The following is a 25376-nucleotide window of genomic DNA, read 5'->3' as shown; positions in this document are numbered from 1 at the left end:
GCCCGCGACTTCAGTTCGGCTACTCGACCCGCACGCCCTTAAGCTCCCATTGGCCCGGATCGAGAACCGCGCCCAAAACCTTGCCTGCCTGGTCCCTGACAAAGGCGATCCGGGTGTGCTCACCGCCGTCGACATAGAACTCGCGCTCGGACGCGGCCATCACCGCGACCGGTTTGCCTTTTTCAAAATCGAGCACGGGCCAGGGCCCGGTCGCCTCGACCACGAGCTTGCCGGCATCGATCCGAACCTGCAGTTCGACCGCCGGGACGTAAATGATCGCGCGGGCGATCGCGAATTCGAGCGGATCGTCGAGGCCCGCGCGCGAAAGTTTCAATCGCACCTGCGAATTCGCAGCACCCCGCAGCTTGCCGACGATCCGGTCGAGCTTCAGCCCCTTGACCGGCGCGCCGTCGATGGCGGTGATCATATCCCCCCACTTTATCCCGGCCTTGGCGGCGGGTCCGTTGTCGCGAAGCCGGGCTGATGCGCCAGCGGCAGGTCGGCGAGGCTGGCGACAAAGTCGGCCAGCGTCTTGTCGGGCTCGAACACCGCCTTGTTGTAAAGCCGGTTGATGGCGGTGTTGCTGAATTGCGGCGGATAGACCAGCCCAGAGGTGTGACGGAGCAGGTCGCGCACTGTCATGAGGCGCCTTGGCGGTTCGCGCGCGATTTCTTTTTTGCCCGTGGCCGGATCCCGCTTTTCGACGCCGACCTGCATGTCCTTTAGCTCAGGCAGGTAGCGCGCGACCGGAGCGTCAAGATCGAGCTTGGCTTCCTCCACCAGCATCATCGCAGCGACGCTGGTCACCGGCTTGGTCATCGACGCAATCCAGAAGATCGCATCCGGCTTCATCGGAATCGTCCTGGCGTTATCCTGAAAGCCGACCGCCTCCAGATAGGCCAGCTTGCCGTTGCGGGCGATCGCCACCACCGCGCCGGGCAACGCGCCGGCATCGACCCGCGCCCGATACCAGGACCCGATCCGCTGCAGCCGCGCCGCCGAAAAGCCGAGGTTTTCCGGATTGTCGACGGTTGTAAGATCGGCCGCGAACGCCGCGCTGGAAAGCCAGAACGCCAGTGCGATCGCGGATGCCATACGGGCCTGGGTCATTCTGGCAGCCTTGTCTCGTCAATTTCGCCGGCGGTGAGGATAGAGTTCGATTTCGGAATCGTCGAGGCCGCCTGCCGTGTCGGCCCGGGCCGTGAGATCGGGGTTTTTCTTTGGGGGTTCCCAGCGACTTAGGGATCGGCCCGGCGCAAAATATGATACGAAAACGCTTGGACGGCCTTGTGGGCTGGATACAATCGCGGTCGAGGAATCCGCGAATTTTGGGGACACCGAATGCTGACGCCGGCTGAGCTGGTCTGGCTGATTGCCGCGGTTGCGAAGGGGGATGAGGCGGCTTTCGAGCGGCTTTATGCCGCCACGCGCGCGAAACTGTTCGGCGTTGTGCTGCGTATCTTGCGGCGTCAGGATCTTGCGGAGGAGGTCATTCAGGAAGCTTACGTCAAGATCTGGAACAGCGCCGGGCAATTCAATCCCGGCATGGCGTCTCCGATCACGTGGATGGCGTCGATCGCCCGGAACAGGGCTATCGACGTCGTTCGCAAGCGGACCGAGGCTTCGATCGAAGAGGAACCGGCAGCGATGGAAGTTGCCGCCGACACGCCGGATCCGCTGGCGCGACGGGAAATGACCGAGGAATTGAAACGGCTGCTGGAATGCGTTGGACGGCTGGAGCCGGATCGTCAGAAACTGCTGCTGCTTGCCTACTACAACGGCTGGAGCCGTGAACAACTTAGCGCGAAGTTCGAGACGCCGGTGAACACTGTGAAGACATGGCTCAGGCGCAGCATGATGGATATCCGGGAGTGCCTGGGACTTTAAGGTCTTGGACATTTAGATGATGGCTTATAGCGAAGACCATATCGCGCTCGCTGCGGAATACGCACTTGGCACCCTCGACGCCGAGGAGCGCGCGCAGGTCGAAGCCATGATGTCCGACGACACGGATTTTGCGGCGATGGTCGACGCCTGGGCGCATAAGCTTGGCGTGCTGAACCAGATGGTCGGTTCGGTCGAGCCATCGGCGGAAGTCTGGGACAGGATCAAGGCCGCGGCGGGATTGTCCGGAACGCAAATGCCGCTGGTGCTACCTGAAGCGCCGGCTCCGGCGGTCGAACCCGCCGCCGTCGAATCCGCGCCGGTGGCCGAAACAAGTAACGTGGTCGCGTTTTCGGGGCAGACGCGGCGCTGGCGCACGATCGCCACCGCCATGACTGCGGTCGCCGCCGCCCTGACCGCCATCGTCGTGACCCAAATCGTTCGTCCGGATTTGCTTCCTGACAGCATTCGCCCACCACCGCGAACCCAGGTGGTGCAGATGCCCGCGCAACCGGCGGCGGCCCCGGCGCAATACACCGCCGTGTTGCAGAAAGACGGCGGGTCGCCGGCTTTCATTCTCACCGTCGATGGCGCCACCCGGAATTTCACCGTGCGCAAGGTGAGTAACACCGCGGCCGAACCGGGCAAGAGCTACGAGCTGTGGGTGATCTCCGACAGGCTGGGTGCGCCGCGTTCGCTGGGCGTCATCGGCGACGGCGATTTTACAACGCGCCCGACGCTTGCGTCTTACGACCCCAATATTGTCAAGACCGCGACCTACGCCGTCACGGTCGAACCATCAGGCGGTTCGCCGAACGGCAAACCCGGCTCACCGCCGGTGTTCGCCGGCAAGCTGATCGAAACCGTGCCACAGGCTAATCGCTAATCGATTTGGTGGACGCCGCGCAGCGCGTCTCGGAGCAGTTCGCGGCAGAGCCGGAGCCGTGACGATGCAAACACTCCGTCATGGGCGGGCTGCCCCGCGCATCCTCTCTTGGCAACAAGGTCCTTAAAAGAGACAATTGCCGGTCAGCCCTACCGCATGCACATATCTCATCGTCCTTGCCGGGCTTAACCCGGCAATCCACCCCTTCGAAACGACTCTTCCGAAGATGGATGGATACGCGGGTCACGCCCCGCGTATGACGAGATGCGTGAATCCAGCCCGGCGGTCACGCCTGGAGCACAAAAGAAAACGCCCGTGGGGAGCGGGCGTTTTCGGTCGTCTCAGTCAACTTGGGGCTTGGGGGTCTTAATTATCCACGTGGCGACTTTTGGGGGGCTGGTAAAGAGCCGCGTGAATTCGTGAATTCCTGTCAGCGCACAACCGAAGTATTCGAATTTGTTACCGCTATCGGTGCACCCGCCTTAATGACGCGGCTCGACTGCGCATAATTGAGATCCGAACCGGTGCGGGCCGAAATACCGAAGCCGGCCACCGCGATACCTGCAACAAGGGCCACGACCACGACTTTGAGGTGGGTCATGCGGTCCGCGCTGTAGATCGAATGGTTCATCTGCAAGCCTCCTGCCGTCCAACTTGCCTTGAGGGTATGTCTCGCCTTCCCCCGGGCCGGTTCAACAACTCCTGGCTAGAAAAGTGGGAATTCGGCTTTATGTTCCTAAGAGGCGATCACAAAGCGGTGAAAAGACTTGAATTCCCGCGATCCAGCGCGGCCGACGTTACCTGAAATGGCGAATTCGCGTGTTAACGCAATAGGTTAATTTGATCTTATCGTTAAGGCCGCAAATCCGGCGTTAAAAATCAACCGCACGACAAAAGGGTTGTCTGTGGCGAAAAAGCCGCGGCGTTTCAAACGCTCCCTACGGTCTTGAGCCGGGCGCGCGGATGAATTTCGGCTTGCGACAGCACGGTGGTCTGCGACCTGAAACGCTCCACCAGCGAGTGCACGAAGGGCCGGATCGCCGCCGACGTCACCAGCACCGGCGCCTCGCCGTCGCGCGCGGCCTGTTCGAACCGGTCCCGCACCACTGTCATGAATTCCGACAGCTTCGACGGCTGCATGGCGAGGCTGCGCTCCTCGCCCTGACCGATCAGCGACTCGGCAAAGGCCTGCTCCCATTTGGCCGACAATGCGACCAGCGGCAGGTAGCCGTTGATCGAGGTGTTCTGAGCGCAGATCTGGCGCGCCAGGCGGGCACGGACATGCTCGACCACCGTCGCCGGATTGCGCGAGAACGCCAGCGCGTCCGCAATGCCTTCGAGGATGGTGGAGAGATCGCGGATCGAAATCCGCTCGGCGAGCAGCAGTTGCAGCACGCGCTGGATACCGGACACCGTGATCTGGCTCGGTACGATATCCTTGACCAGTTCGCCCTGCTCTTTCGGCAGGTCCTTCAACAGCTTCTGCACCTCGCCATAGGACAACAAGTCCGACATGTTGTTCTTGAGCAGTTCGGTGAGATGCGTCGACAGCACGGTGGCGGCGTCGACTACCGTATAACCCTTCAGCGAAGCTTCTTCCTTCATCGCCGCGTCGACCCAGGTTGCCGGCAGGCCGAAGGTCGGCTCGATGGTGTGAAGGCCGGGAATGTTGACCTGGTTTCCACCGGGGTCCATGACCATGTACTGGTTCGGCCAGATCCGGCCGGTGCCGGCATCCACTTCCTTGATCTTGATGACGTAGCTGTTGGCCTCCAACTGCACGTTGTCGAGGATGCGCACTGAAGGCATCACAAATCCCATCTCGATCGCGAGCGAGCGGCGCAGCGCCTTGATCTGCTCGGTGAGGCGGTCGGTGCCGTCAGGGCCGTTCACCAGCGGCAGCAGCGCGTAGCCGAGTTCGATCTTGAGATCGTCGATCTTCAGCGCGGTGGCGATCGGCTCGTCCGCCGCCGCGGTGGCCGCGGCTGCCGCCGCCGGCGCGGCTGCCGCGAGCGCTTCGGCGGCCGATGCGGCGCGGTTGCGCTTGCGCGCAGATAACGCCAGCGCCGCGGCGCCGCCGCCGAGCGCGAGAAACGGCAGCATCGGAATGCCCGGCAACAGCGCCAGCACCAGCATGACGCCCGCCGACATGCCGAGCGCCTGCGGATAGCCGGAGAGCTGCTTCATCAGCGCCTTGTCGGCAGCACCGCTGACGCCGGCTTTCGATACCAACAGGCCCGCGGCAGTGGAGACGATCAGCGCCGGCACCTGCGTGACCAGGCCGTCGCCGACGGTAAGCAGCGTGTAGGTTCGCGCGGCTTCGCCAAAACCCAGCGACTGCTGCGCGACACCGATGATGATGCCGCCGATGATGTTGATAAACACTACCAGCAGTCCCGCCACCGCGTCGCCGCGCACGAATTTCGAGGCGCCGTCCATGGCGCCGAAGAAGCCGCTTTCGTCCTCCAGCGCCTTGCGGCGTTCTTTTGCGGCCTTCTCGTCGATCAGGCCCGCCGACAGGTCGGCGTCGATCGCCATCTGCTTGCCCGGCATGGCGTCGAGGTGGAAGCGCGCCGCCACTTCGGCGATGCGCCCAGAGCCCTTGGTGATGACGACGAAATTGACGATCACCAGGATCGCAAACACGATAATTCCGATCACGAAATTACCGCCCATCACGAAATTGCCGAACGCCTCGATGACGTGGCCGGCGGCGGTCGTGCCTTCGTGGCCGCGCGACAGGATCAGCCGCGTGGAAGCAAGATTGAGCGACAGCCGCAGCATGGTGGCAATCAGCAGCACGGTCGGGAACGAGGAGAATTCCAGCGGCGCCTGGATGAACAGCGCCGTCATCAGGATCAGGATCGACAGGATGATCGAGATCGCCAGAAACAGATCGAGCACGATCGAGGGCAGAGGAAGGATCAGCACCACCAGGATAGTGAGGATACCGAACGCCAGCGCGAGGTCGCCGCGCTTCAGCAAAGTGGCGATATCACTCAGGCTGGGGAATCCTGATCCCGGTTGCGCGCCTTGAGCCGCCGTCATATCCGCCATAAAAGCTGCTTCCCCCCGCCGATGCCGTTGGCGGGCGCCAAACGTCTGCGCGGCGGCCGATGGACCACCGCTTCGAAAGTGAGGCACCGCATTGGCGTCCACAGGGTACTCCCCCGCCGCGACCGACGACACTCGACTTCACCTGGGCAAAATTTGCCCGGTTTATGGTTAGGAAAGGGTTAACGTAGGTGTCGCCTCCGCGCAGGCGGGGACCCGGGACCACGGCGGGTGGGTGTCGGCTATGTCTCCGAACACCTGTCGGTGATGTCTCCGGTCTGAACACTTGACCCGGCAATCCATCGCTTCGAAACGGCTCTTCCGAAGATGGATGGATACGCGGGTCAGGCCCGCGCACGACGATTTGTGTTTATGGAGGTCCCGGTTTTGCGGTGAGCACTTTGCGCCGCACCGCGCCGGGAAACGAACCCTCCCATGTGCGGACCATCGTGCCGAGGAGACGGGTCCCGCCGCATTTGCATGCCCAACATTTCATCACGGCGCTTGACCCGCGACCTTCGGCCGACGAAGTTGCGGCCGTGTTCGCAATCTCCGATCCATCCATCGTTTCGCCGGTTTTCATCCCCGACTCGCGCCAGGCGTGGGCGCGGCTGGGGCTCGCGCTGCTGATCGGCTCGCTCGGCAGCGTCGGGATGTGGTCGGTCGTCGTCGTGATCCCGGTGGTGCAGCCGGAATTCGCCGCCTCTCGCGGCGCGGTATCGCTGGCTTTCACGCTGGTGATGCTGGGATTCGGCTTCGGCGGCGTCGCCGCCGGCAAGGTCACCGACCGGTTCGGCATCATCACTGCGCTTGGCATCAGCATCGCCATCCTGACGCTCGCCTATATCGGCGCCGGGCTTTCCACCACGCTGTGGCAATTCGTTGCCGTGCATCTGTTGATCGGGCTGGGAACATCGGCGATGTTCGCGCCGCTGATGTCGGAAGCCTCGCACTGGTTCGACCGCTATCGCGGCCTTGCGGTGGCGATTGCCGCCAGCGGAAATTATGTCGGCGGCGCGCTTTGGCCGCCGCTGGTCAACTGGGGCATTCAGGCCCAGGGCTGGCGCACCACCTATATCGCTGTTGGCGTTTTCTGCGGGCTGGCGATGGCGGCCGTGCTGATGGTGTTGCGGGCGCGGATGGGCGGCGAGACCCGGCGCAGCCATGTCGACGCGCCGCCGCCGCGGGTCGACCTGCGACTGTCGACCAACGCGCTGACCGTAATCCTGGGGCTGGCCGGTTTCGGCTGCTGCACGGCGATGGCGATGCCGCAGGTCCACATCGTCGCCTATTGCGGGGATCTCGGCTACGGGGTGGCGCGCGGCGCCGAGATGCTGTCGCTGATGCTGGGATTCGGAATCATCAGCCGCATCGGTTCGGGATTTCTCGCCGACCGCATCGGCGGCATCCGTACCCTGCTGATCGGATCGATGGCGCAAGGTTTTGCGCTGTTGTTCTACGTGTTCTTCGACAGCCTTTCCTCGCTCTACATCATCTCCGCGATGTTCGGCCTGTTCCAGGGCGGCATCGTGCCGAGCTACGCCATCATCGTCCGCGAATCGATGCCCTCCAGCGAAGCCGCGACCCGGGTGGGCATCGTCATCCTGGCCACCGTGGTCGGCATGTCCGTCGGCGGCTGGATTTCCGGCGTGATCTTCGACGCCACCGGCTCCTATGCGGCGGCATTCCTCAACGGCCTGGGGTGGAACGCGATCAACATCGCCATCATGGTGGGGCTGCTGTTGCGGGCGAGGCAAAGGCTGGCGCTGGCGTGAGGTACGCTGGACTAGACCGCCTGTCCCGTCTTCAGCAGCATGCAGCCGGTGATCTTCAGGCTGCCGTCGGGCTGCTGCTCCAGCGTATACAGCGCTTCCCACGGCACGCCATCGGCGTCTACGATGTGGACGCGCTGCGCGATTCTGCCGTCCGCAACGCGCGCTTCGCCGAATTCGAAACTCTTGTGGCGCAAGACCGGCGCGTAGCTTTTCTGCACCATGGCCGTGAAGGCCCCGGTATCCGGGAACAGGCCCTGGATCGCCGGCGCGGCATAGGAATAGGCCGTTGCAAAATCGTCGCGGCCAAAGGCCTGCTCCTGCGAGCGGATCACGCCTTGCGCGGTGGCGATGTCGTCCGCGGCGCAGGGCGCGCAGAGTCCGATCAGCATTACGGCCAGCATGATCAAACCGCGCATGACGTGCTCCTGTCGGCTCTGTGCTCTCGCCCAACCTATCCAGATACGCTCATTTGCTGAACGGGTTTTGCCAGCCGCCGCGGCCCGGTGCACGGGGCGGGTAGGCGGTCTCGAGATAGTTCAGCAGCACCTCGCGCTCGTTCGGCGCGGGTGGCGGCATGTTGTGGCGGCGGATCATCAGGTTGATGGAGTCGTCCCATCCGGCGCGGCTCAATCCTTGCGCCGCCACCAGCTTGAAGTTGTGGCAGGCGGTGCAGGCATAGAAGGTTTCATCGCGTCCCGGCGCGGCGGCGAATTCTTCCGGACTTTCGTCGCGCGGGGTGAATGTCGTTTGCGCGATTGCGGGGGCCGTCCAGAGCAAGCCCGCGATCGCTAAAATCGCCAACCGCATCATCTACCCGACCAGCACCGCGATCCTGTGCATCGCGTTGCCGCCATAGCCTTGCGGATTCCACGACGCCGCCTGATGCGGCTGCATCGCGCCTTTTGAATCGGTAGCGCGCGCCCACACCTCGTAATAGCCGTCGGACGGCAACTTCACGCTCGCGGTCCAGCGCTGCCAGTCGTATTTGTTCTTCGGCTTTTCGAGTTTTGCCTGTCGCCACGTCATGCCGGCGTCGGTGGAGATGTCCACCTGTTTGACGGTGAGGTCGCCGGCCCATGAGGCGCCGCGCAGTTTCAGGTCCCTGGTCCCGGCGGCGAGTTTGGCGCCGTTTGCAGGGTTGGTGATGATCGAGCGTACCGGCATCGATTCCAGGATGCGGAAGTTCGCCGGATCGCCTTTGTCGCCGGGCACCATCGGCTTGATCGCAATCCGATAGGAAAACTCGGTCATGCCGGGGCCGTCATGCTCCCTGTCGCGCACCCAGATGCGCGTCAGCCATTTTTGCGACGCCGAGCCGGGCCAGCCCGGCACCACCAGCCGCACCGGCCCGCCGTGAATGTTGGGGAGCGGCTGGCCGTTCATGGCCCATACGATCAGCGTATTCGGGTCCAAGGCTTTTTCGATGCGCACGCCACGCGAAAGCGGGGGCTTGCCCGCGTCGCCGGACAGATGCAGGTCGGATGAATAATGCGCGGTGTATTTCGCGGTTTTCTTCAAGCCGGCGGTTTTGAGCAGGTCGGCGAGCGGTACGCCGGTCCATTCGGCGCAACCCGCGCCGCCATTCGTCCACTGATTGCCGCGCGCCGGCGGCGAGAACGCGGCGCGGCCGTTGCCGCCGCATTCCAGCACCATGCGGCGCGTCACCGCCTTGTATTTCGATTTCAACTCGCCGAGCGTGATTTCAAGCTTGTTGTTGACCTCGCCATCGATGGTGATCTTCCACCCGTCGGGATCCCTGGTCTCCTCCGGAATCTGCCCGTTGTTGCGAATATAGAATTTTTCCGTAGGCGTGGTGTCGTCGTCGAGCAGGCTCTCCGGCGTCTCGGCGACCAGCGGCCGGTCGCCGAGCACGACCAGTCCTTCGTTCTTGCCGGGGAATTTCAGATGCTGCGGTGCTTTCGGCGCGACAGGGGCCGGTGCCGGCGGAGCGGCGGACGGAGCGGCGGCCTGCGCGTATGCGCTGGAAATCCCGCTGCCGGACAATGCCCCGGCGTCGCCGATGAGGGCGCCGAGAGCCGCCAACGCCGTGCCGCCCAAAAACCTGCGCTTGCCGGCATCGACGCCGCACCGGGCGTCCGCGGCATTTTTTTCCGCCATGATAGTCCTCCCGTTTTCCGACTTGCGGTCGTGTCTCCCCGCCGGGATTCGCGATCCCGGCCGGGGTCGAGTATTTGCGGTTTGCGGCCATGCTGCAAGGCCGACCGGGATGGCACTTCGTCTACCGATTCAATCCGTTTCGATCGGCAGCGACGTGTCCTCCGCATCATATTTTGGAGCGGGAACGCCGCATCCCAAGGGGAGCGCACTCGCTGGCCGTAAGGCGCGCGGAACGGAGCATTGCCCACCGCCAGCCGCCATTGTAAGGGATATCGGCACCGTCGCGTGTCGCATCGCGACGCTTGTCGGGCCTGTAGCTCAATGGTTAGAGCCGGCCGCTCATAACGGTCTGGTTCCTGGTTCGAGTCCAGGCAGGCCCACCACGCTTTGCGACTTGTCGGCCGCGCTTGGCGCACCGCCGCTCGAAGCTCGCTTTCAGCGAGCAGCAACTGGAAGCCGGTTGCCCGGCAAACCGGTGCTGCCAGGCTTTTCGGAGCAAGCCTCGTTAGAAACACCGACAGCGCCTGTCGGCGCGATCGTGAACATGATCCTTACCGTCATCATTGCACGGTGCTTTTTTTCTCGGCTGCGCCCTTCGCAGTCAGCGAACTCAGTGGAACGTCCAAGATATAAACAAACCCAGCAGGCTTATAGGTAAGTTGCACTTGTCCGTTCAACTGTTGCCCAAGCGACCCCATCATGCGGGTGCCAAAACTTCGCCGGGTAGGCTCCTCGACTGCGGGACCACCGCTTTCCGACCACGTCATTTGCAGTCGTTGGGCTGCATCATCGACCTTCCAAAAGATCTCCACGCGCCCGTCCGGAACCGACAACGCGCCGAATTTTGTGGTGTTGGTACTCAGCTCGTTGAACGTCATCGCCAGCGCGATTACAGCCCCGGAGCTAATTCCGATATCGGGGCCTTCTATCGAAAAACGCCCCGCGCCCTTGCTGTCATAAGGCTCGGTCGCGCTGCGCACCGTCTGCGCCAGACTGGCGTTGGCCCACTGGGCCTGCATCAGGAGGTCGTGCGCCCGTCCAAGCGCCACCAGCCTGCCTGCGATGGCCTGCTGGCCGTGCTCGATGCTTGGCGCTGTCCGGAGACTCTGGGACGCTATCGCGCTTACGGTTGCCAATGTATTCTTGATGCGATGATGCAGCTCTTCCAGCATGAGCCTTTGCAGCTTATCGGCCGTCTGCCGCTCCTTTGCATCTATGCCGGCCTGCGCGAGCAGGGCCTTTGCATCGATGCTCGCCTGCTCCAGCAGAAGGCGAAGGCTGTCATTTTCCACCGTCAGCGAGTGCGCAGTTAAGCGAACTGCCGGCCCGGTTTTAGCGAGCGTTTCAACCGCAAGCGGTATAGCCGCCTCCGGGATGACTTTCAAAGCGCCGGCGCCGACCATATCCCGGAGTTCGGACATCATTCCCTTGACGTCGATGGGTTTCTCGAAAAAGCGGCTGTCTGCGGGCTTATCATCCTCGGTTGGCTTGACCTGTCCGGACACAAGGATGATTTTGATCGAAGGCCAGCGAAGGCGCACGGCCTGCGCCAGCTTTAATCCATCCATGGTGCCTGGCATCTGAATATCAGAAAACAACAGAGAGATGTCGGATCGGGATTCGAGAAGGGAAAGCGCTTCATCGGCATTGACGGCTTCCACGGCATTGAAACCGGCATCCTCGACGAGATCAACGGCTTGCATTCGCAGCACCATTTCATCTTCCACGACAAGAACGGTGGCAGGCTGATCAGATTTCATTAGGTGCCTAGAAGGTTGGAGGTTTCACGGCCCATATCCGGCGTTTCTGTACGGGCGACCGTGCCGGATCGTCGAAAAGGACTTGCGGGCAATAGCAAATAACCGCTGCTGGCGCCGGCCCGTCTTAACATGCCAACAGAATTGTTGCTGCCGGTTGCCGACTTGATCAAGCTCCGGGACTGCCGCAACAACAACCCGTGCGAGAATTCGTTCCTCTTTTGCATCTTTCATCTGCAAGCGCGTGACGAGGGACCAGAAGCCAGGTCCTGAGCGCCGGTCAGGTCACCATGTCGTGGCTGAGACGCCGACTGGAGTGCGAGGGAGATCTGCTTGCAGCCATAAAGATGCTGCCTGGGCCGGCTGTGAGCATGGAACGCTTGCAGCCGAACGTCGTTCTCTGCTCTTTCGGAGCAGGCGTATCCAATGCACAAGGTTGTCGATCAAGATCAAACCAGAAGCCATGACGTCCACGCTGGCGGCGAAGACGACGGGCGCGGACGTCATGCGGTTGCGCCTTGGCAAATACCATGGAAGGGCTGGAAGGATATCCTGATCAGGACCTATCAGCAGATCAACAACGACCGGGTTCTGGCGGTGGCTGCCGGGGTGGTGTTCTACGGCCTGCTGGCGCTGTTTCCTGCCATAACGGCGCTGGTGTCGAGCTATGCGTTGTTTGCTGACGGAAGTACCATCAGCAAGCATCTGTCGCTGCTCGCCGGGGTGTTGCCGGAAGGCGCATTCGACATTGTAAAAGATCAGGTGGACCGGGTGCTTGCCAAGGGCGAGGTCAAGCTGGGACTCGCATTCGCCTTCAGCTTCGCGCTGGCGGTCTGGAGCGCCAATGGCGGTTTGAAGGCCATCATAGACGCCCTTAATGTTGTTTACGAGGAAAACGAAAAACGCGGTTTTTTCAAGCTGAACGCACTTTCGCTTGCCCTGACCTTTGGCGGACTGCTGGCTGTTCTTCTTGCTATTGCCTGTGTGGTCGCGCTGCCGATCGTCCTGAATGCCATTGGTCTTGGATCGGTCAGCGACACCCTGCTGCGGATCGGTCGATGGCCGCTCCTGATTCTCATGATGCTGCTGGGCCTTGCCGTGCTTTACCGCTATGGACCGAGCCGCCGGGAGCCGCAATGGAAATGGCTCAGCGTGGGCAGCACGCTCGCAACCTTGATCTGGCTCGCGGGCTCGGCGCTGCTGTCATTCTATCTGGCCAACTACGCAAATTATGATGCGACCTATGGATCACTCGGCGCGGCTATCGGCTTGATGATCTGGATGTGGATGTCCACCATCGTGGTGCTGATGGGCGCCGAACTCAATTCGGAGATAGAGCACCAGACAACTGCGGACACCACCAAAGGCGGCGAGAAAAGCATGGGGATGCGCGGAGCCGAAGTTGCGGACACCGTCGGGGAAGCCAAGGCCTGAGCTGCGGTAACGCCGCAGTTTTTGTTTGGTAAGCGGCGTGACCCGTGATCGCGCGTTTGTCTGCAGCAGTTTCGTGATGCGGCAGCCCGGTGCGGCGCTGTCCGCCTCAATGAATGACATCGAGCGGGAACCGGCCAACTTGCTCGCCGTCTTCGTCGGTGACCAGAATGGCAAACCCCCGGTTTCTTAGTTCCGGCCGTTCCTGGATGAGCCGTTTCGCCAGCAGGTCGGCTGCAACCGTTGCCGCGGCTTCATCGGGCATTTCCGCGCCGCCTTCGTCGGCGACGATCTGCGAATCCACCAGATCGAAATGATAGCGTGGCATCTTTTGCTTGACCTAGTTGGCGAACGGAGGTGCTCGGCCGGCGCGCGGCTCTTGGTCCACGACGTCGGGACCGTCCAGTTGCTCTGCGGGCGCGCCAGAAAGCAGAAAAGCCGGCGTGCGCAGCACGCCGGCTCGGGTTTCTCAGGCTTCCAGTTCGGATTGCTCGATGGCTGCCGGCATTTTGGCGACCGACATCAGGGTGCGAGCCACCTTGTTCAGCAACTGGTCGGCATTTTCCTCCTCGGCCAGCGATTTTGACAGCAAGGCGACGACGGCGCTGTGGCGGAGCTGCTGGGCAAGATTCCTCGCAGTGGTGTATCCGGACATCTCGTAGTGTTCGACCCGCTGGGCGGCCCCGATCAGCGCGAGATCTGCGGCGGCGTCCTCCTTGGATTTACCGTTCTCCATCACCTCCTGGCCTTCCTCCACCAATCCCATCATGCCCTTGCAGGGTTTGGCCCGCGCATTCGCGCCCAGCAGGGAAAAGCATTCGTTGATGCGCTCGATCTGCTGCTCCGTTTCGACGAGGTGCTGCTCGAACAGTTCACGAAGCTGGTCAAATCGGGCTGCCTTTGCCATCTTGGGCAGCGCCTTGGTCAATTGCTTCTCGGCATGCAGGATGTCGCGCAACTCGTCGATCAGCAATTCGTCCATGCCGTCCGGCGCGGTAGGCGGCGAACTTTCGGTTTTGATGGGCGCAGATGCATCGCCGGCCTGCTGCATCGCCGGCGACTCGACGAATTCCCAATCGCCACCCTCGTTCCACGGACCTCTGGTGTCGATTTCGCCCTCATCTCCAGCGCCGGTCGAGTCGTTGAAGAACTGATCGACCAGTCCGGGCGTCGGCGCGATTTTTCCAATCGAGAAGGCGGGCTTTTTCATGCTTTCAAGCGCCGCCGCGAAGGCCTTCATGTGGGTAATTTCGCGGGTCATCAGGAATTGCAGCGCATCTTTGGTGCCGGCATCGTCGCAGAAGTTGATAAGACGCTCGTACACGATTTTGGCCCGGGCTTCCGCCGCGATATTGCTGCGCAGATCGACATCCAGCTCGCCGGTGATCTTGAGATAATCCGCAGTCCAGGGATTGCCTTGGGAATTGAACAGGTTGACGCCACCGCCGCCTGCAATGGCAATTAGAGGATCCACCTCGGCGGCCTCGCGATCGAACTTGGAAGGCTTCAGATGCATCCGCGCCAGACAGCCGACGACTTCGAGATGGCTGAGCTCTTCGGTTCCGATATCCATCAACAGATCCTTGCGCTCGGGATCCTCGCAGTTCAAGCCCTGAATCGAATATTGCATTGCAGCCGCCAGTTCGCCATTGGCGCCGCCGAATTGTTCAAGCAGCATGTTGCCGAACCGCACGCTTGGCTCGTCGACGCGGACGGTGAACATCAGCTTTTTTACGTGGTGATACATGAAGACCTCATATGTGAAGGGGGAGAACGGGTGGGTAGAACCTCGCATCGGCAACGTCGTTCCTGCCTCAGCCGAACAACTTCGCCTCAATCGACTTCGTCAAAAGCCAGTCAGTCCGGACGCGTCCGTCGCCGTTGGTTATGCCGCCGCTGCCTCATCGATCGCCGACATTACTGACGACGTTGCGGTCTGGTGAACCATATGGCCGCTGCCCGGCACCCGGTGCATCCTGCTTTGGCGAATTTCACCATGAAGACGACCGGATTGCTGTTCCGTATCGATGAGCCGGTCATCGGCGCCGGCAATAATGATCACCGGCATTCTCAGATTTCCATACTTGCGGTTTGAGGCGACTGCATTGGGTATCATAAGGCCCGACTCTTGCGCACTGGCGCGGATTTGCGATGGCCGAACCGCCATTGCTTTCGGGAAACCGTCGAATTTCCTTGGGACCGACCGGGGTCCGAATATCACTTTCAGCAGAAGCGGCCAGATCATCCTGCTGACAAGCGGAGACACCGTGTGGCTCAATACGTCGCCGACACCCGGAATGGCCGGGGCTGACATCGCCGCAAAATCGGCCCGGGCCGACGGAAAGTAATAGCCGGAGGCGAGCACAAGGGCTTCAACAAACGCCGGATGCTTGAGGGCAAGCGACACGGCCACCGAGGCGCCCCATGAATGTCCGAGGACAACGGCGCGCCGGACGCCAAGTCGCTGCAATGCTTCATGAAACAGGTCGGCCTGTGCTTCCGGCGTCCAAATAACGTTGCGCGGGCGCTCGCTATGGCCATAGCCGGGACGGTCGAACACGATGACACGGTAATTTTCAGCAGCGAGTCCGATCAGGCCGCTCGATTGAAAATCCTGGATCATGCTGCCATTGCCGTGGAAAAGAACCAGAGGACGGCCGGCGCCGCGTTCCACGTAATGGATTCTGACGCCGTTGACCTCCATGAAGCGCCCGGCCGGCGGGTTTTCGCGCTGCGCCTTCTTGGCAAGCTGCCTGTTTACGACGGCCGACGCTGCAAGCGCGCCGGCTATCAAGCCTGCCGCGGCGACGAAGGGCCGGGCTTTGATGGCTGATAGAGATTTATCAAGTACTGAGACGGCACCGGGCATGGCATGATCCGAAAGCGCATGCACGATCACCCGGAAATCCGAAGAAATGTTGCAGCAGATGGCGAACAGCCGAGCGCGCCATTCGTTCCCGGAAGCAGGCTTAAAGCTGCCGCACACACGACGGCGACCGCAGATTGGAAGCCCGTTTCCGCATGTATTCGACGCTCCGGATGCCGCGGATTTCAGCCGCGGCCGGAGGTCAGCTACTTAACAATTGACGCAGCTTGAGCGCATCGGCAGGTGCGGCGCTCTTCTGGTCATTGTCGAAATACACGAATACGTCGCAGCCTTGCTTCTTCCATCCCCTGATGCGTTTGGCCCAGTCCGCCAGCGTGTCGGCGCGGTAATGACCTTTATAACGGCCGCCAGGACCGTGTCCTCTGATGTAGACAAAATCCGCCGTGCGCTTCCAGGGGGCAGGTGCGTCATGATGGTCCGACAGGCAGAGCGATATGTTTCGTCCGGAAAGCAGCTTCAGGATTTGCGGCGCGTACCAGCTCGGATGCCGGAACTCGAAGCTGTAGCGGCGCTTTTCCGAGAGCAGTTTCAAGAACGAAGCAAGCCGCTCGCCATTGGCTTGAAAATTCGGCGGCAGTTGAAACAGGATGGGGCCGGCTTTGTCACCCAGCAGCGACAGGCGGGCTTCGAGCAATTCAAGGCTGTTGACAGAGTTTTCCGATAAGCGTTTCCAGTGGGTGATAAATTTCGAAGCCTTCCATGCAAAGATAAAGTCATCGCCGGTTTGCTCGCACCAGCTTCTCACGGCTTCGGGCGTCGGTGTCCGATAGAATACGCCGTTAAGCTCGGCCGTGATGAACTGGCTGGCGTAGTATTGCAGTTGGCTGTTGATCGGCAGACCCTTCGGGAAGAAGGGTCCGCGCCAGGAATCGTAGTGCCATCCTGAGGTGCCGATCAGAATCCGGGCCACGGCGTCCTCGTCATGGTGTCACGACCGATCTGGCTTTGCCCTGCCGTACCAGTGCTTTCCTTGGTCTTTGTGCTGCAAGCGGAAAGGACGGTCACTTCGGATGCAGCAGGCTGATGTCGGAGTTTACATCTTGTTGTGCGGCTTGGCGGCGTGGCTGCCTTCCGGCAGCTTATCCCGGCCTTGGTCGCCATTGTCGTCCTTACCGCCGGACGTCGAGGTGCCGCTGCCGCTTGGATTGGCCGTTGTCGACGTACCCGTTATCGGTGCGCTCGCCGGGTTGGCGGAACTCGCCGCGGGATCTCCGGTCGTCGACCCGCGTCCGCTGGGCGCTCCAGCCTGCGCGACCAAAGCCCCCGAGGGCCTGGAATCCATCTCGCGATGCTTGGACAAGCCGCCTGCGGTGCCATTGGACGCTTGAGCGTATGCGAGGGCTGCCGAAACAGCGAGAGCGGTCGTCACCGCGGTGGGAAGAATCTTCATTGTCGTCTCCGATTTGCTAGCAATGGAGCTTATATCGCCGAGCTCGGGTTAAGGTTCCGCGCCAGCCCCGTCAGTCCAGCCGCTAGGAACGTAACGGCGGCGCACGTTTTCCCGCGTTATCGCGCGCCATCAGCTGGGTTGTTGAAAATGCATCTGATTGAGATATTCCTGCCGTTTTCCGACAATAAGGGCGTGCCGTTCGCTTCCAGTCACTATGTACAACTCGGTGCACTCTGACGAGGCAGAAACAGCCCGGAGCCTCGGCAGGACGCAGGTCTCGCACGTCCACGGTCGGCTTGGTTAGCCCTGCTCCAACGTCCGTCAGAGCGGCGGCGGCTTTTTGAGATGCAGATAATGCGGATCGAACTCGCCTATTTCTGTCAACTTCCGCCAATTCCTGACAATGAGTTCGCCGTTCTGAAAATCCATCGCCCGCGAGACGCGAAGTTCGTGCAAGGTGCGGTTGACGGTAGCGATGGACATGCCGAGCGCCTCCCCCAATTGCACGAGACTGACCGGCACTGCAAAGGCGAAGCCGGTGGCCAGCCCCGAGGCCCGGGCTCGATAAAATATCTCGCAGAAGAGGTGGGCCATGCGGGCGGGCATAGATCTTGCGCTGTTGTTGGTGATGGCTTCACGGAAAATCGCGGCGTCGATCAAGGTTTCCCGCCAGATCGCAAATGCAACCGATGGTCGGCGATTGAATATCGCGAGCAGCTCCTTGTGCGGCAGACTTGCGACCAGCGCCGCTCCGATTGCGCAGACGGCGTGATCCATCCGGTCAACAAAAAGCGCCTGCGAGTCGGGCATATCCCCGGTCATGTGAAACGAGAGATACTGGCGACCGCCGTTCGGAAGCAAGTGATAGCGCGCAACCATGCCCGACAGTATCAGAACAGAGACGCTCGGATCGTCGCCTTGCCGGATCAGGTCCTCGTTCGGTTTGAGCTCCCTGGTAGAACAGCTCAATGAGCCTATTTCGCCGATATCCTCCCTGCTTAAGCGGGAATGCTCCTGGAGCTTGCGGATCAGGATTTGGGGGATGTTCGTCAAAACAGACCTGCCTTTGACCTATCAAATGATACTTCGCAGCCCGCTACGCAGTATAAGGTGACGCCACTATTCAAGTCCAGGGTTGTACTAATCCCGGCATGGCCGGCAGGTTGTGCGACCCCTCGTTCGAGACTCAGGCTATGTGGGGCGCAATGTTTTTTTCCCGGCTGCTGACGATGCCGTTCTCGAAAGGGCGGGGGTCAAGCAATTGCTTACCGAAAGCATCGCTCGATGAGCGCCATGTCGAACCGATGTCGGACCGGCAACTGGCCGTCGCCATCCGCCAATTTCAGCGATCTCCATTGATAAATGGCGGCCCCCGATTCCCGGAACAGCGCCCCGGGCCGGCAGCCAAACTCGATGACGCGGCCAACGACGACAGGCGAACGGACCACGCCTAGAATTTCCGTTCAGTGGCTTTCGATATCAACCTGAAGCGACAAATGAGCCATCCATGATCTTAGAAAGTTTTGATCGGCAAACCCTGGCGAGAATGGAGATCGCCCTGGAGCGCGCATGCAGGTTCGTTGTGACCGGCAATCAGAAGCACAGGTCGCGCCGTTATATCGCCAGACGGATTGTCGGATGTGCGGCCGGCGGCAGCCGAGATCTCGATAGCCTGACACGGTCCGCGATCGCTGCGGCCAAAGAGCTCAATGCGAGACGAAGCAAAAACAACGTCGAAGCGGGTAGGGCATCGCCTGATAATCGGCCGACCCCGAGTCCCGCTGCCGTCGCGCTCGCGTCTAGCACGCGTCAATCGGAGTCGCCGGCGGTGTATGGAGGATTCGGCAAGGGTCGAGAGTACGAAGTGCAACTCGATCGTCGGTAGCGGCGCAGTTCGCGGCCGTGAGGCGGACCAGTTGCTACGCAATCGGATCGAACAGGCCGAGAGCCTCGACGAAGGCAAAGTCTCCGTCAACCAGTTTTGCGCCGATATCGCGACGATATCTCATGTTTGGAACAATAATTCTGTCGGCAAGTTCGCCGGCTTTGCGACGCGCCTCGTCGATGCCGTCGGCTACCGCCGTCGCCACCATGGTCCATCCATACATTCCGGAGGTGACGAGTTGCCCGTTTACGATGCCGACTTCCCCGTAATAAAGCCGATCCTGGTCCTGCTTGCCAAGTCCGCCATCGAACATCACCGGTAGTCCGACCGTGGCTTCCTCGACCGACTCGCGGTCGTAGGGGAACGGCGGCGTGGTCAGCACGATGGCGGCGCAAAACCCCGGCAGCATCGTCGCATTGCCTTTGCGGTCGATCATGGCCCGGAACAGATCGCCCCAGCGGGTTTGCTGAAGCGGTCCCAGCACGGCGAAACCCGGATAACCAAAACGGCAGGTGAATTCCAGCGGCCAGATGCCGCGCTGGTTTACGATCGTATTCAAATTGATGTATCCGCAGTAGCCGCCGGCGGCCAACATCGGTGCCATGCGTTTCAGCGTCCGTTCGAAAAATGTTCTGGATCGGTCGAAGGTGGCGATGGTGCCCATCTCGCCGGTGAGTTCGCCGAGGTTTCCGGGAAAAAACCGCTTGTGTTCCCAATCGAGGCAGGCTTCGCCTATGAAATTCTCGCCATTGAAATAAGCGCCGACTCCCATTTCGACGCCGTCGACGTGCTCCATCAGGACGAAACTGAGCGCCTCCGACTGCTCTTCGAAAAAAAACTTGGTGCGCAGAAGCGCGCGGACATCGGCGCCGTCCGCTAGCCGGCCGACATAATTGTCATACGAACTGAATTTCGGGCCGTTGAATTTGAGGACGTATCGCGCGGGGTGTTCGTCGATGAACTTGCTTGCGCTGGCAAGGTCGTTGAATTCCGCAACGTCGGCAGTCTGGAGTCCGATGTCGGCGAGTACCCGCTGGGCGAAGGCCCTGTCGTTTTCGAGGCGATCGCCATATGCGCTGCCGCCCACGACGTGAAATCCATCCTTGCGCAGCGTGTCCTGCAACTCGCCGCGAGCCTGCGCGACATTCTCGAACAGGATGACGCCGTCCTCTCCGGCAGCCTTGACCCAATCGAGTTCATTCTCCCAATTTGATGTATGTTCGACCAGACCGGCCATCGTGCCCTGCGCCAGAGGGTCCGCGACGAACACCTTCACCTCATGGCCGTCCGCCAGAAGCCTCATGTACAAAGCGCCGAGATCGCAGGTATCGCCTATCCCGAGAAAGCGCATGGCAGGTTATTGAAGTCCTAATTCGCTGCGATACCGGTTGAAACAGCGCGCCCCACATTCCAGTCGCATCAACGCTCCTTCGGCGATCGCCACCGCTACAGCGGGATTTTCGGTTACGAGCGGCTCGATGGCTTCGCTGTTCCAAGCCATCGAGTGTTTGATATCAAGGATAGCATGCAGCGCAAAATAGTGCCGGTTGCCGGCTTTGACGCCGAGCCGTTTCAGCCCCGCGGCGGTTGCGGCCGAACGGCCGGGCGCGGTCATTTCGATGACGCCGAGCGCGCCGACCGAATGATAGGCGTAGCGGCGATTTGCTGCGAGCCCGGCCATCGTATTGGCCAGAGCCAAAGCCTCGGTGACCGTGGTCTCGGGCAAAGGGCTGAGTTCGAGATGGTCTGCCAAGGCGGCCAGAAGGGGGCCATGCATCGCTTTCGGATTCCCGCGTCCCATCTCGTCCCAGTAATTGCGAGCCAGTTCCAGCTTCGGCCGGGTCGGAAGCTTCAATTGCGTCAGTGCCGTCAGGTCTTCGAATCCGGCTTCTCCGGCCACTTCCTGCGTCAGGAACCATTTCATCTGATCCATGGAGCATTCTTCGGCCAGCCAGCGGAACAGGGGGTCGTTCTGGCCCGGGCCGTCTTCTTTAAGCCGCTCGAACCATGCGATGAAATGATCTGCGTCCGTCGGAGCGTCGGCGGCTCGGGCCGCAACCGCCTGCCGGCTGCTCTCGAGGAATTTTCCCTCCAGGAGGCTAAGCTTCGCCACTTCGGAGAGCTGTTCTTTCCAGTGCGGCGATGGAAGCGATGGATTGAAGCGCAGATTATTGAGGCGATTAAGCCGAAACTGCAGGTCCCGCTCGTAGTCCACCTTGGGTGAACGAACAATGTCTAACACGCTAAACTCCTGATTTTCGCGCGGTGAGTACCACCGCGGCTATTCGGTCGACGGTGCTGTAGGCGGGAGTTTCCAACTCTTCTCCAAATACGTCGGGGTCCATTTCCTCGTAGCGCCATGCCAAGTCGCAACCAGCAAAATCCTGCTTGACGGCCTGCAGCAGCCGATCGACCCCACCGACGATTGGTGAACCCGTGTACAGCAACAGCGTTCCACCCCGTGAGAGCCTGTCTTTCGCCGACCGCGCGATCGACAAGGAAAGGGCGCTTCCGAGTTCGCCGCCGCCGTGCCGATAGGCCCGCTGCAGAGAATCGTTGAGATACGGCGGATTGGCAACGATCATGTCGAAACAACCTTCCACGTCTGCAAACAGGTCGCTGCGCACGGTTTCGACGTGGGGCAGGCCGGCTGCATCGGCATTCAGACGAGCCATTTGCAACGCGGTGTCGTTGATGTCTGTCAAAACCAGTTCGCGGCATGGCGCGTTCTTCGCAAGGATGACCCCGCCGGCTCCCGATCCGCATCCCAGGTCCAATGCACGCTGCAGACGGCGCGGCTCGGAGCAAAGATTGTGTTTGATTGCCCCGGCAAACCGATAGGTGTCGGGCCCAAAAAACACCGCATCGGCTGAGACGGTCGGAAACGCCGAATGCAGAAAGAGTTCCCCATCCAACGTCGAGGCTCGCACCGAACTCCTCCAGCCGGCCTCGCATTCGATAATGACGGCGCAATCTCGCAGCAGATCAAACAGCGAACCCGGAAGCAGCGACGGCGGGAAGGGCCGGCTCCAGCCAAACGCATCCGTTAACGTTCGCGACCGCTCGTTCCCAGCCCGCCGATTGTTACGGAAATGAGTAGCGGGAGTGGGCGTGACGAAGCCGTAGCGCTGCTCCTTCAGGAACGAAATAAGCGCGGACAGGCCGATATCGGACTTCAGATTGCGTTCGTGCTGCATGACCGATCAACCCGCTCAAGTCATTGGCGTTCCGTCTTTGGAACAAACCTTTCGCTGAAAGGTTCAGGAAATTATGAGTAGGCGCGTTACAGATATTGAACCCGCGGCAATTCGCCCGGCCTTGACCCCTTCGGCTCCTATTCGTGCTCAGTTGGCGGTATGCGATTTCGGCGATCGCGGCCGGGGCATCGTAGCTTTGGAAGATATTGAAGCCGGACGCCTTGTTGAACGATCCCCGGTTCTGATCATTCCCTCAGAGGAACGCCCTGCGGTCGATAACACCGTCATTTTTACGTACGTGTTCATGTGGGAGCATCAGACGGTGGAGGAGGACCTGTACAAGCACCAAGGTCGCTCCGCAATCGCACTGGGTTATACCAGTCTGCTGAGCCACTCTTACGAACCGAACTGTATTTTCGTCCGTCATATTGACGAACTGCTGATCGATGTGTTTGCCAAGCGTCCCATCAATGCCGGCGAGGAATTGACAATAGACTACCAGATGACGCTGTGGTTCGATCCCGTCAGCATCCGGTCGTAAGCAATGCGGATCCGAGCCTCGCAACGCGATACGGAACCGACAGGTCCTAAGGGCGGAATGCGTCTCCACTGGCCGGTTTCAGCATTTCGCCGTATGCAGCGGTCCGCGGTTCGGACCCGCGATCGGCCTTGGATATCTGCGTATTGTCAACGACCAGCCGCAACACCGGATGCACTGGGTTCAACACTGTGGTCGGCGCCGCCGCAGCCTCTTTTTCTGGCTGTCGCTGCTGACACGCGATCGGCGGTGACGCTTCCAGCGCATCCAGAAACTGCCGGCCGATATCGGTGATCCGCCAGCCGCAATCGTCCCGCAATACAAATGCACTTCCGAAAATGTCGAGCTGTGGAGCGCGAGCAGCCAGGCTTTTCGTGCGGTTGGCCCAATCCGATCCACTTGACATCAAAATACTGACAGAGCGGGTCAGTTCGGCAATACAGGCGCGTCCTTCCGGATGTCCGGCCAAAACCTTCAAGACTGTAATCTGAAAACTCACACGACGCCCCGCGACGAACATGCACTTCTGACTCGCTAGGTGCAGAAAACAACTTCATCCGCTCGCCGTCCAGCCGTCGTTTGGAGCTATTTCTTCTGTGTGTCCTGCCGGCCACAGGTCAGGGAAGCGGCTCAACCGCCGGCTCCGGGCTTGCTCAGGTCGCGCTCCCATCCAAAGACGGAACGGCCGTCCAGTGCCGGCGATGCTGCGCGTTCGGCGGCGATAAAGGATTCCAGGGATGGACCCTGGGTGGTTCGCTCCAGTCGGCGGGCCTGATCGTCCAGACGCTTCAATGCCTGCATCTCCTCCTCGCGTCCAAGTTTCTCGTTCTGAACGGCAGATTTCAGGACCCGGATGGTTTCATCGTAGACCTTGATCGGAACCGGATAGGGATGCCGGTCCTTGCCGCCATGCGCCAGTGAGAACCGCGCCGGATCGCGAAAGCGATACGGTGCGCCGTGGACCACCTCGGCGACCATCGCAAGCGAGCGAACGGTGCGCGCGCCGACGCCCGGGGTCAACAGCAACTCCGGAAAGTCGACCGGCCCGCGGTCGGCTGCTGCGGCGAGCGTGCCATGGAGCCGCCTCGAAAACACATCGCTTGGCCGCACGTCGTGATGCGCCGGCATGATCAGATGCGGCAGCAGACCTTGCGCCGGCGCTTCACCGGTCAAGGCGCCAAGCTCGGAGATGATGCGATCAGGCCCAAACTCGGTCAACAGTTCCAACTGCGCGGCGCGCGATGGCTCGGCCCGCTTGTCCGTGAGATTGACGATCTCGCCCTGCGGCGGTCCGTCGATCGCTCGGTGCGGTTCGTCGACGAAGCTCGTCAGATTCTCCGAATGCCAATGGTAGCGCCGCGCCTGTTTCTTGCCGCCGTTCATGCCCTGCTGCACGACGGTCCATTTGCCGTCGTCGGTGACAAAGAAGCCGTGCAGATAGAGATCGAAACCGTCCTGCACCGCGGCGCTATCGACCTTGGCGACAAGGCGGCTGGCGCGCGTCAGTCCGGCACCGTCAAAACCGATGCGCTCGCCGAGCAGCCGCAATTCATCCGGGGTCTTGCGCGCGTGCTGGCCGCGTCCGCCGCAGACATGGATCCCGAGTTCGCTGTCGAGCGGCCTGAGGCCGCGCTTGAGGGCGCCGATGACGCTGGTGGTGATGCCGGAGGAATGCCAATCCATTCCCATCACTGCGCCGAACGACTGAAACCAGAAAGGATGCGACAGCCGCCGCAAGAATTCGTCGCGGCCGTAATGATGGACGATCGCCTGCGTGATAATGGCGCCAAGCGACGACATGCGCGTCGCCAGCCATGGCGGCACGCGCCCGCCGTGGAGGGGAAGATCGGCACTGCCGGTGCGTCTCGCCATTCGATTCCTGATCCTGCCGGCCGAGCCTATCAGATGGCCCGTTCCGGGGTCACGACCTCCGCCCGACCATGGTTCGAAATGTGATCGAATAGCGCAGCGCGGCGACGGCGGGGATGCTGTGCTCCCAAACCTGCCGGGAGGCATCCGTCATCATGTAGAGCGACCGTGGCTGCGCGTCGAGCGTGAAGCGCTGCCATTTTACGCCGGCGGCCCTGCGAAACCTGAACTTGCATGCGGATCCGAGGGACAGGCCGAACACTTTGTCGAAGTGCGGCTTGTCGCGGTGCCAACCGATGCCGACTCCTTCCTCGTATTCGGTGCAAAGGACCTGGCCGATCCGGATGTCGGGGCCGCCGAATGCCTCGACTTGGCCGATGATCGGGCTCAGCCATTCCGGAATAGGATCAGCGTCCTGCAGCCGCCGCAGCGTGTAGTCGTACTGGAACCCGAACCACGCCACCCGCCGCTTGCCCTCATACTGGCCGAACTGAAATGGCTGTAATGGCAACGCCGCAACACGGCGGACCAGTTCCTGCTCGGTGGCGGGGGAGATAAATTCCGGAGCGTATTGTAACCCCGGGGGTTGGCCGGACAGGTTTGGCATCAAAGCAAGTTGCTCGGACAAACCGGCGCCTTTCTTCATGGTGGTGGAATGGCTCCCATATGGGATCGCGGCGTGCCGATGCAAAGGCCGCCGTCGCA

At 61.2% G+C, this 25376-nt stretch carries 25 protein-coding genes and 1 tRNA gene; 6 read left to right on the top strand and 20 right to left on the bottom strand.

What is annotated here, in order from left to right; genetic code table 11:
• Window positions 1-19 precede the first annotated feature (19 nt).
• Both ACFE72_RS03370 and ACFE72_RS03365 read right to left on the bottom strand, forming a co-directional pair.
• Window positions 20-427 (bottom strand): hypothetical protein, encoded by a 408-nt coding sequence (locus ACFE72_RS03370; RefSeq protein WP_375411630.1) that lies wholly within the window; start codon window positions 425-427, stop codon window positions 20-22.
• Window positions 428-438: 11 nt separating this feature from the next.
• Complete coding sequence (locus ACFE72_RS03365) at window positions 439-1110, bottom strand: serine hydrolase domain-containing protein (RefSeq protein ID WP_375411629.1); 672 nt, start codon at window positions 1108-1110, stop codon at window positions 439-441.
• A 231-nt stretch (window positions 1111-1341) separates the two neighbouring features.
• Here ACFE72_RS03365 and ACFE72_RS03360 point away from each other — a divergent pair, with 231 nt between their 5' ends.
• Together ACFE72_RS03360 and ACFE72_RS03355 are read left to right on the top strand one after the other, a co-directional pair.
• The gene (locus ACFE72_RS03360) at window positions 1342-1887 is read left to right on the top strand and encodes a sigma-70 family RNA polymerase sigma factor (RefSeq protein WP_375411628.1); all 546 of its coding nucleotides are present in this window, start codon (window positions 1342-1344) and stop codon (window positions 1885-1887) included.
• Window positions 1888-1906: 19 nt separating this feature from the next.
• Window positions 1907-2770, top strand: a complete 864-nt coding sequence (locus ACFE72_RS03355; protein ID WP_375411681.1) for an anti-sigma factor domain-containing protein — start codon at window positions 1907-1909, stop codon at window positions 2768-2770.
• A 430-nt stretch (window positions 2771-3200) separates the two neighbouring features.
• Here the strand turns inward: ACFE72_RS03355 and ACFE72_RS03350 are convergent, their stop codons facing one another.
• Both ACFE72_RS03350 and flhA read right to left on the bottom strand, forming a co-directional pair.
• Window positions 3201-3401, bottom strand: coding sequence for a hypothetical protein (locus tag ACFE72_RS03350; RefSeq protein WP_375411627.1), 201 nt, complete (start codon window positions 3399-3401; stop codon window positions 3201-3203).
• Window positions 3402-3697: 296 nt separating this feature from the next.
• Window positions 3698-5929: a flagellar biosynthesis protein FlhA gene (gene flhA / locus ACFE72_RS03345; protein ID WP_375411626.1), complete on the bottom strand. Its 2232-nt coding sequence runs from the start codon at window positions 5927-5929 to the stop codon at window positions 3698-3700.
• Window positions 5930-6363: 434 nt separating this feature from the next.
• Between flhA and ACFE72_RS03340 the strand changes: the two genes are divergently transcribed.
• Window positions 6364-7599, top strand: coding sequence for an MFS transporter (locus ACFE72_RS03340; RefSeq protein WP_375411625.1), 1236 nt, complete (start codon window positions 6364-6366; stop codon window positions 7597-7599).
• Between the two features lie 11 nt (window positions 7600-7610).
• Here the strand turns inward: ACFE72_RS03340 and ACFE72_RS03335 are convergent, their stop codons facing one another.
• The 3 genes from ACFE72_RS03335 to ACFE72_RS03325 are packed head-to-tail and all read right to left on the bottom strand — an operon-like array spanning window position 7611 to window position 9717.
• A complete protein-coding gene (locus ACFE72_RS03335; RefSeq protein ID WP_375411624.1) occupies window positions 7611-8015 on the bottom strand; it encodes a DUF4864 domain-containing protein in 405 nt (134 codons plus the stop codon).
• Between the two features lie 49 nt (window positions 8016-8064).
• Window positions 8065-8406, bottom strand: a complete 342-nt coding sequence (locus ACFE72_RS03330; RefSeq protein ID WP_375411680.1) for a hypothetical protein — start codon at window positions 8404-8406, stop codon at window positions 8065-8067.
• Between the two features lie 3 nt (window positions 8407-8409).
• Window positions 8410-9717 (bottom strand): sulfite oxidase, encoded by a 1308-nt coding sequence (locus ACFE72_RS03325; protein ID WP_375411623.1) that lies wholly within the window; start codon window positions 9715-9717, stop codon window positions 8410-8412.
• A gap of 307 nt (window positions 9718-10024) precedes the next feature.
• Between ACFE72_RS03325 and ACFE72_RS03320 the strand changes: the two genes are divergently transcribed.
• A tRNA-Ile gene (locus ACFE72_RS03320) sits at window positions 10025-10100 on the top strand.
• Between the two features lie 177 nt (window positions 10101-10277).
• Here the strand turns inward: ACFE72_RS03320 and ACFE72_RS03315 are convergent.
• Complete coding sequence (locus ACFE72_RS03315) at window positions 10278-11477, bottom strand: sensor histidine kinase (RefSeq protein ID WP_375411622.1); 1200 nt, start codon at window positions 11475-11477, stop codon at window positions 10278-10280.
• Window positions 11478-11900: 423 nt separating this feature from the next.
• On the opposite strand from ACFE72_RS03315, the gene ACFE72_RS03310 reads away from it, so the two are divergent.
• Complete coding sequence (locus ACFE72_RS03310; protein WP_375411621.1) at window positions 11901-12908, top strand: YihY/virulence factor BrkB family protein; 1008 nt, start codon at window positions 11901-11903, stop codon at window positions 12906-12908.
• 106 nt (window positions 12909-13014) lie between these two features.
• Here the strand turns inward: ACFE72_RS03310 and ACFE72_RS03305 are convergent, their stop codons facing one another.
• From ACFE72_RS03305 to ACFE72_RS03265, 9 genes are all read right to left on the bottom strand, one after another.
• Window positions 13015-13233, bottom strand: a complete 219-nt coding sequence (locus tag ACFE72_RS03305) for a DUF6894 family protein (RefSeq protein ID WP_375411620.1) — start codon at window positions 13231-13233, stop codon at window positions 13015-13017.
• A gap of 141 nt (window positions 13234-13374) precedes the next feature.
• Window positions 13375-14652, bottom strand: coding sequence for a DUF892 family protein (locus ACFE72_RS03300; RefSeq protein ID WP_375411619.1), 1278 nt, complete (start codon window positions 14650-14652; stop codon window positions 13375-13377).
• A gap of 138 nt (window positions 14653-14790) precedes the next feature.
• Window positions 14791-15774 carry an alpha/beta fold hydrolase gene (locus tag ACFE72_RS03295; RefSeq protein ID WP_375411618.1) on the bottom strand — a complete coding sequence of 328 codons (984 nt, stop codon included), beginning with the start codon at window positions 15772-15774 and terminating at the stop codon, window positions 14791-14793.
• A 199-nt stretch (window positions 15775-15973) separates the two neighbouring features.
• Window positions 15974-16702 carry a DUF72 domain-containing protein gene (locus ACFE72_RS03290; protein ID WP_375411617.1) on the bottom strand — a complete coding sequence of 243 codons (729 nt, stop codon included), beginning with the start codon at window positions 16700-16702 and terminating at the stop codon, window positions 15974-15976.
• Between the two features lie 123 nt (window positions 16703-16825).
• A complete protein-coding gene (locus ACFE72_RS03285; protein WP_375411616.1) occupies window positions 16826-17182 on the bottom strand; it encodes a hypothetical protein in 357 nt (118 codons plus the stop codon).
• Between the two features lie 321 nt (window positions 17183-17503).
• Window positions 17504-18235, bottom strand: coding sequence for a Crp/Fnr family transcriptional regulator (locus ACFE72_RS03280; RefSeq protein WP_375411615.1), 732 nt, complete (start codon window positions 18233-18235; stop codon window positions 17504-17506).
• An 866-nt stretch (window positions 18236-19101) separates the two neighbouring features.
• Window positions 19102-20370 (bottom strand): hypothetical protein, encoded by a 1269-nt coding sequence (locus ACFE72_RS03275; RefSeq protein WP_375411614.1) that lies wholly within the window; start codon window positions 20368-20370, stop codon window positions 19102-19104.
• Between the two features lie 54 nt (window positions 20371-20424).
• Window positions 20425-21309, bottom strand: a complete 885-nt coding sequence (locus tag ACFE72_RS03270; protein ID WP_375411613.1) for an iron-containing redox enzyme family protein — start codon at window positions 21307-21309, stop codon at window positions 20425-20427.
• A 1-nt stretch (window position 21310) separates the two neighbouring features.
• Window positions 21311-22264, bottom strand: a complete 954-nt coding sequence (locus ACFE72_RS03265; protein WP_375411612.1) for a methyltransferase — start codon at window positions 22262-22264, stop codon at window positions 21311-21313.
• A 73-nt stretch (window positions 22265-22337) separates the two neighbouring features.
• On the opposite strand from ACFE72_RS03265, the gene ACFE72_RS03260 reads away from it, so the two are divergent.
• Complete coding sequence (locus ACFE72_RS03260; protein ID WP_375411611.1) at window positions 22338-22805, top strand: SET domain-containing protein-lysine N-methyltransferase; 468 nt, start codon at window positions 22338-22340, stop codon at window positions 22803-22805.
• Window positions 22806-22851: 46 nt separating this feature from the next.
• On the opposite strand, the gene ACFE72_RS03255 is transcribed toward ACFE72_RS03260, so the two are convergent.
• The 3 genes from ACFE72_RS03255 to ACFE72_RS03245 all read right to left on the bottom strand — a co-directional run bounded on the left by ACFE72_RS03255 (window position 22852) and on the right by ACFE72_RS03245 (window position 25317).
• Window positions 22852-23301: a hypothetical protein gene (locus ACFE72_RS03255; RefSeq protein WP_375411610.1), complete on the bottom strand. Its 450-nt coding sequence runs from the start codon at window positions 23299-23301 to the stop codon at window positions 22852-22854.
• Window positions 23302-23432: 131 nt separating this feature from the next.
• The gene (locus tag ACFE72_RS03250) at window positions 23433-24674 is read right to left on the bottom strand and encodes a DUF763 domain-containing protein (protein WP_375411609.1); all 1242 of its coding nucleotides are present in this window, start codon (window positions 24672-24674) and stop codon (window positions 23433-23435) included.
• Window positions 24675-24723: 49 nt separating this feature from the next.
• On the bottom strand, window positions 24724-25317 hold the full coding sequence (locus tag ACFE72_RS03245) for an alpha-ketoglutarate-dependent dioxygenase AlkB (protein WP_375411608.1): 594 nt from the start codon (window positions 25315-25317) through the stop codon (window positions 24724-24726).
• Window positions 25318-25376: the final 59 nt, after the last annotated feature.

It is taken from the genome of uncultured Bradyrhizobium sp. (genome assembly GCF_964252615.1).
Classification (GTDB): domain Bacteria; phylum Pseudomonadota; class Alphaproteobacteria; order Rhizobiales; family Xanthobacteraceae; genus Bradyrhizobium.
Note: the sequence above shows the minus strand (reverse complement) of the source record. Positions and strands in the feature narration are given on the sequence as shown.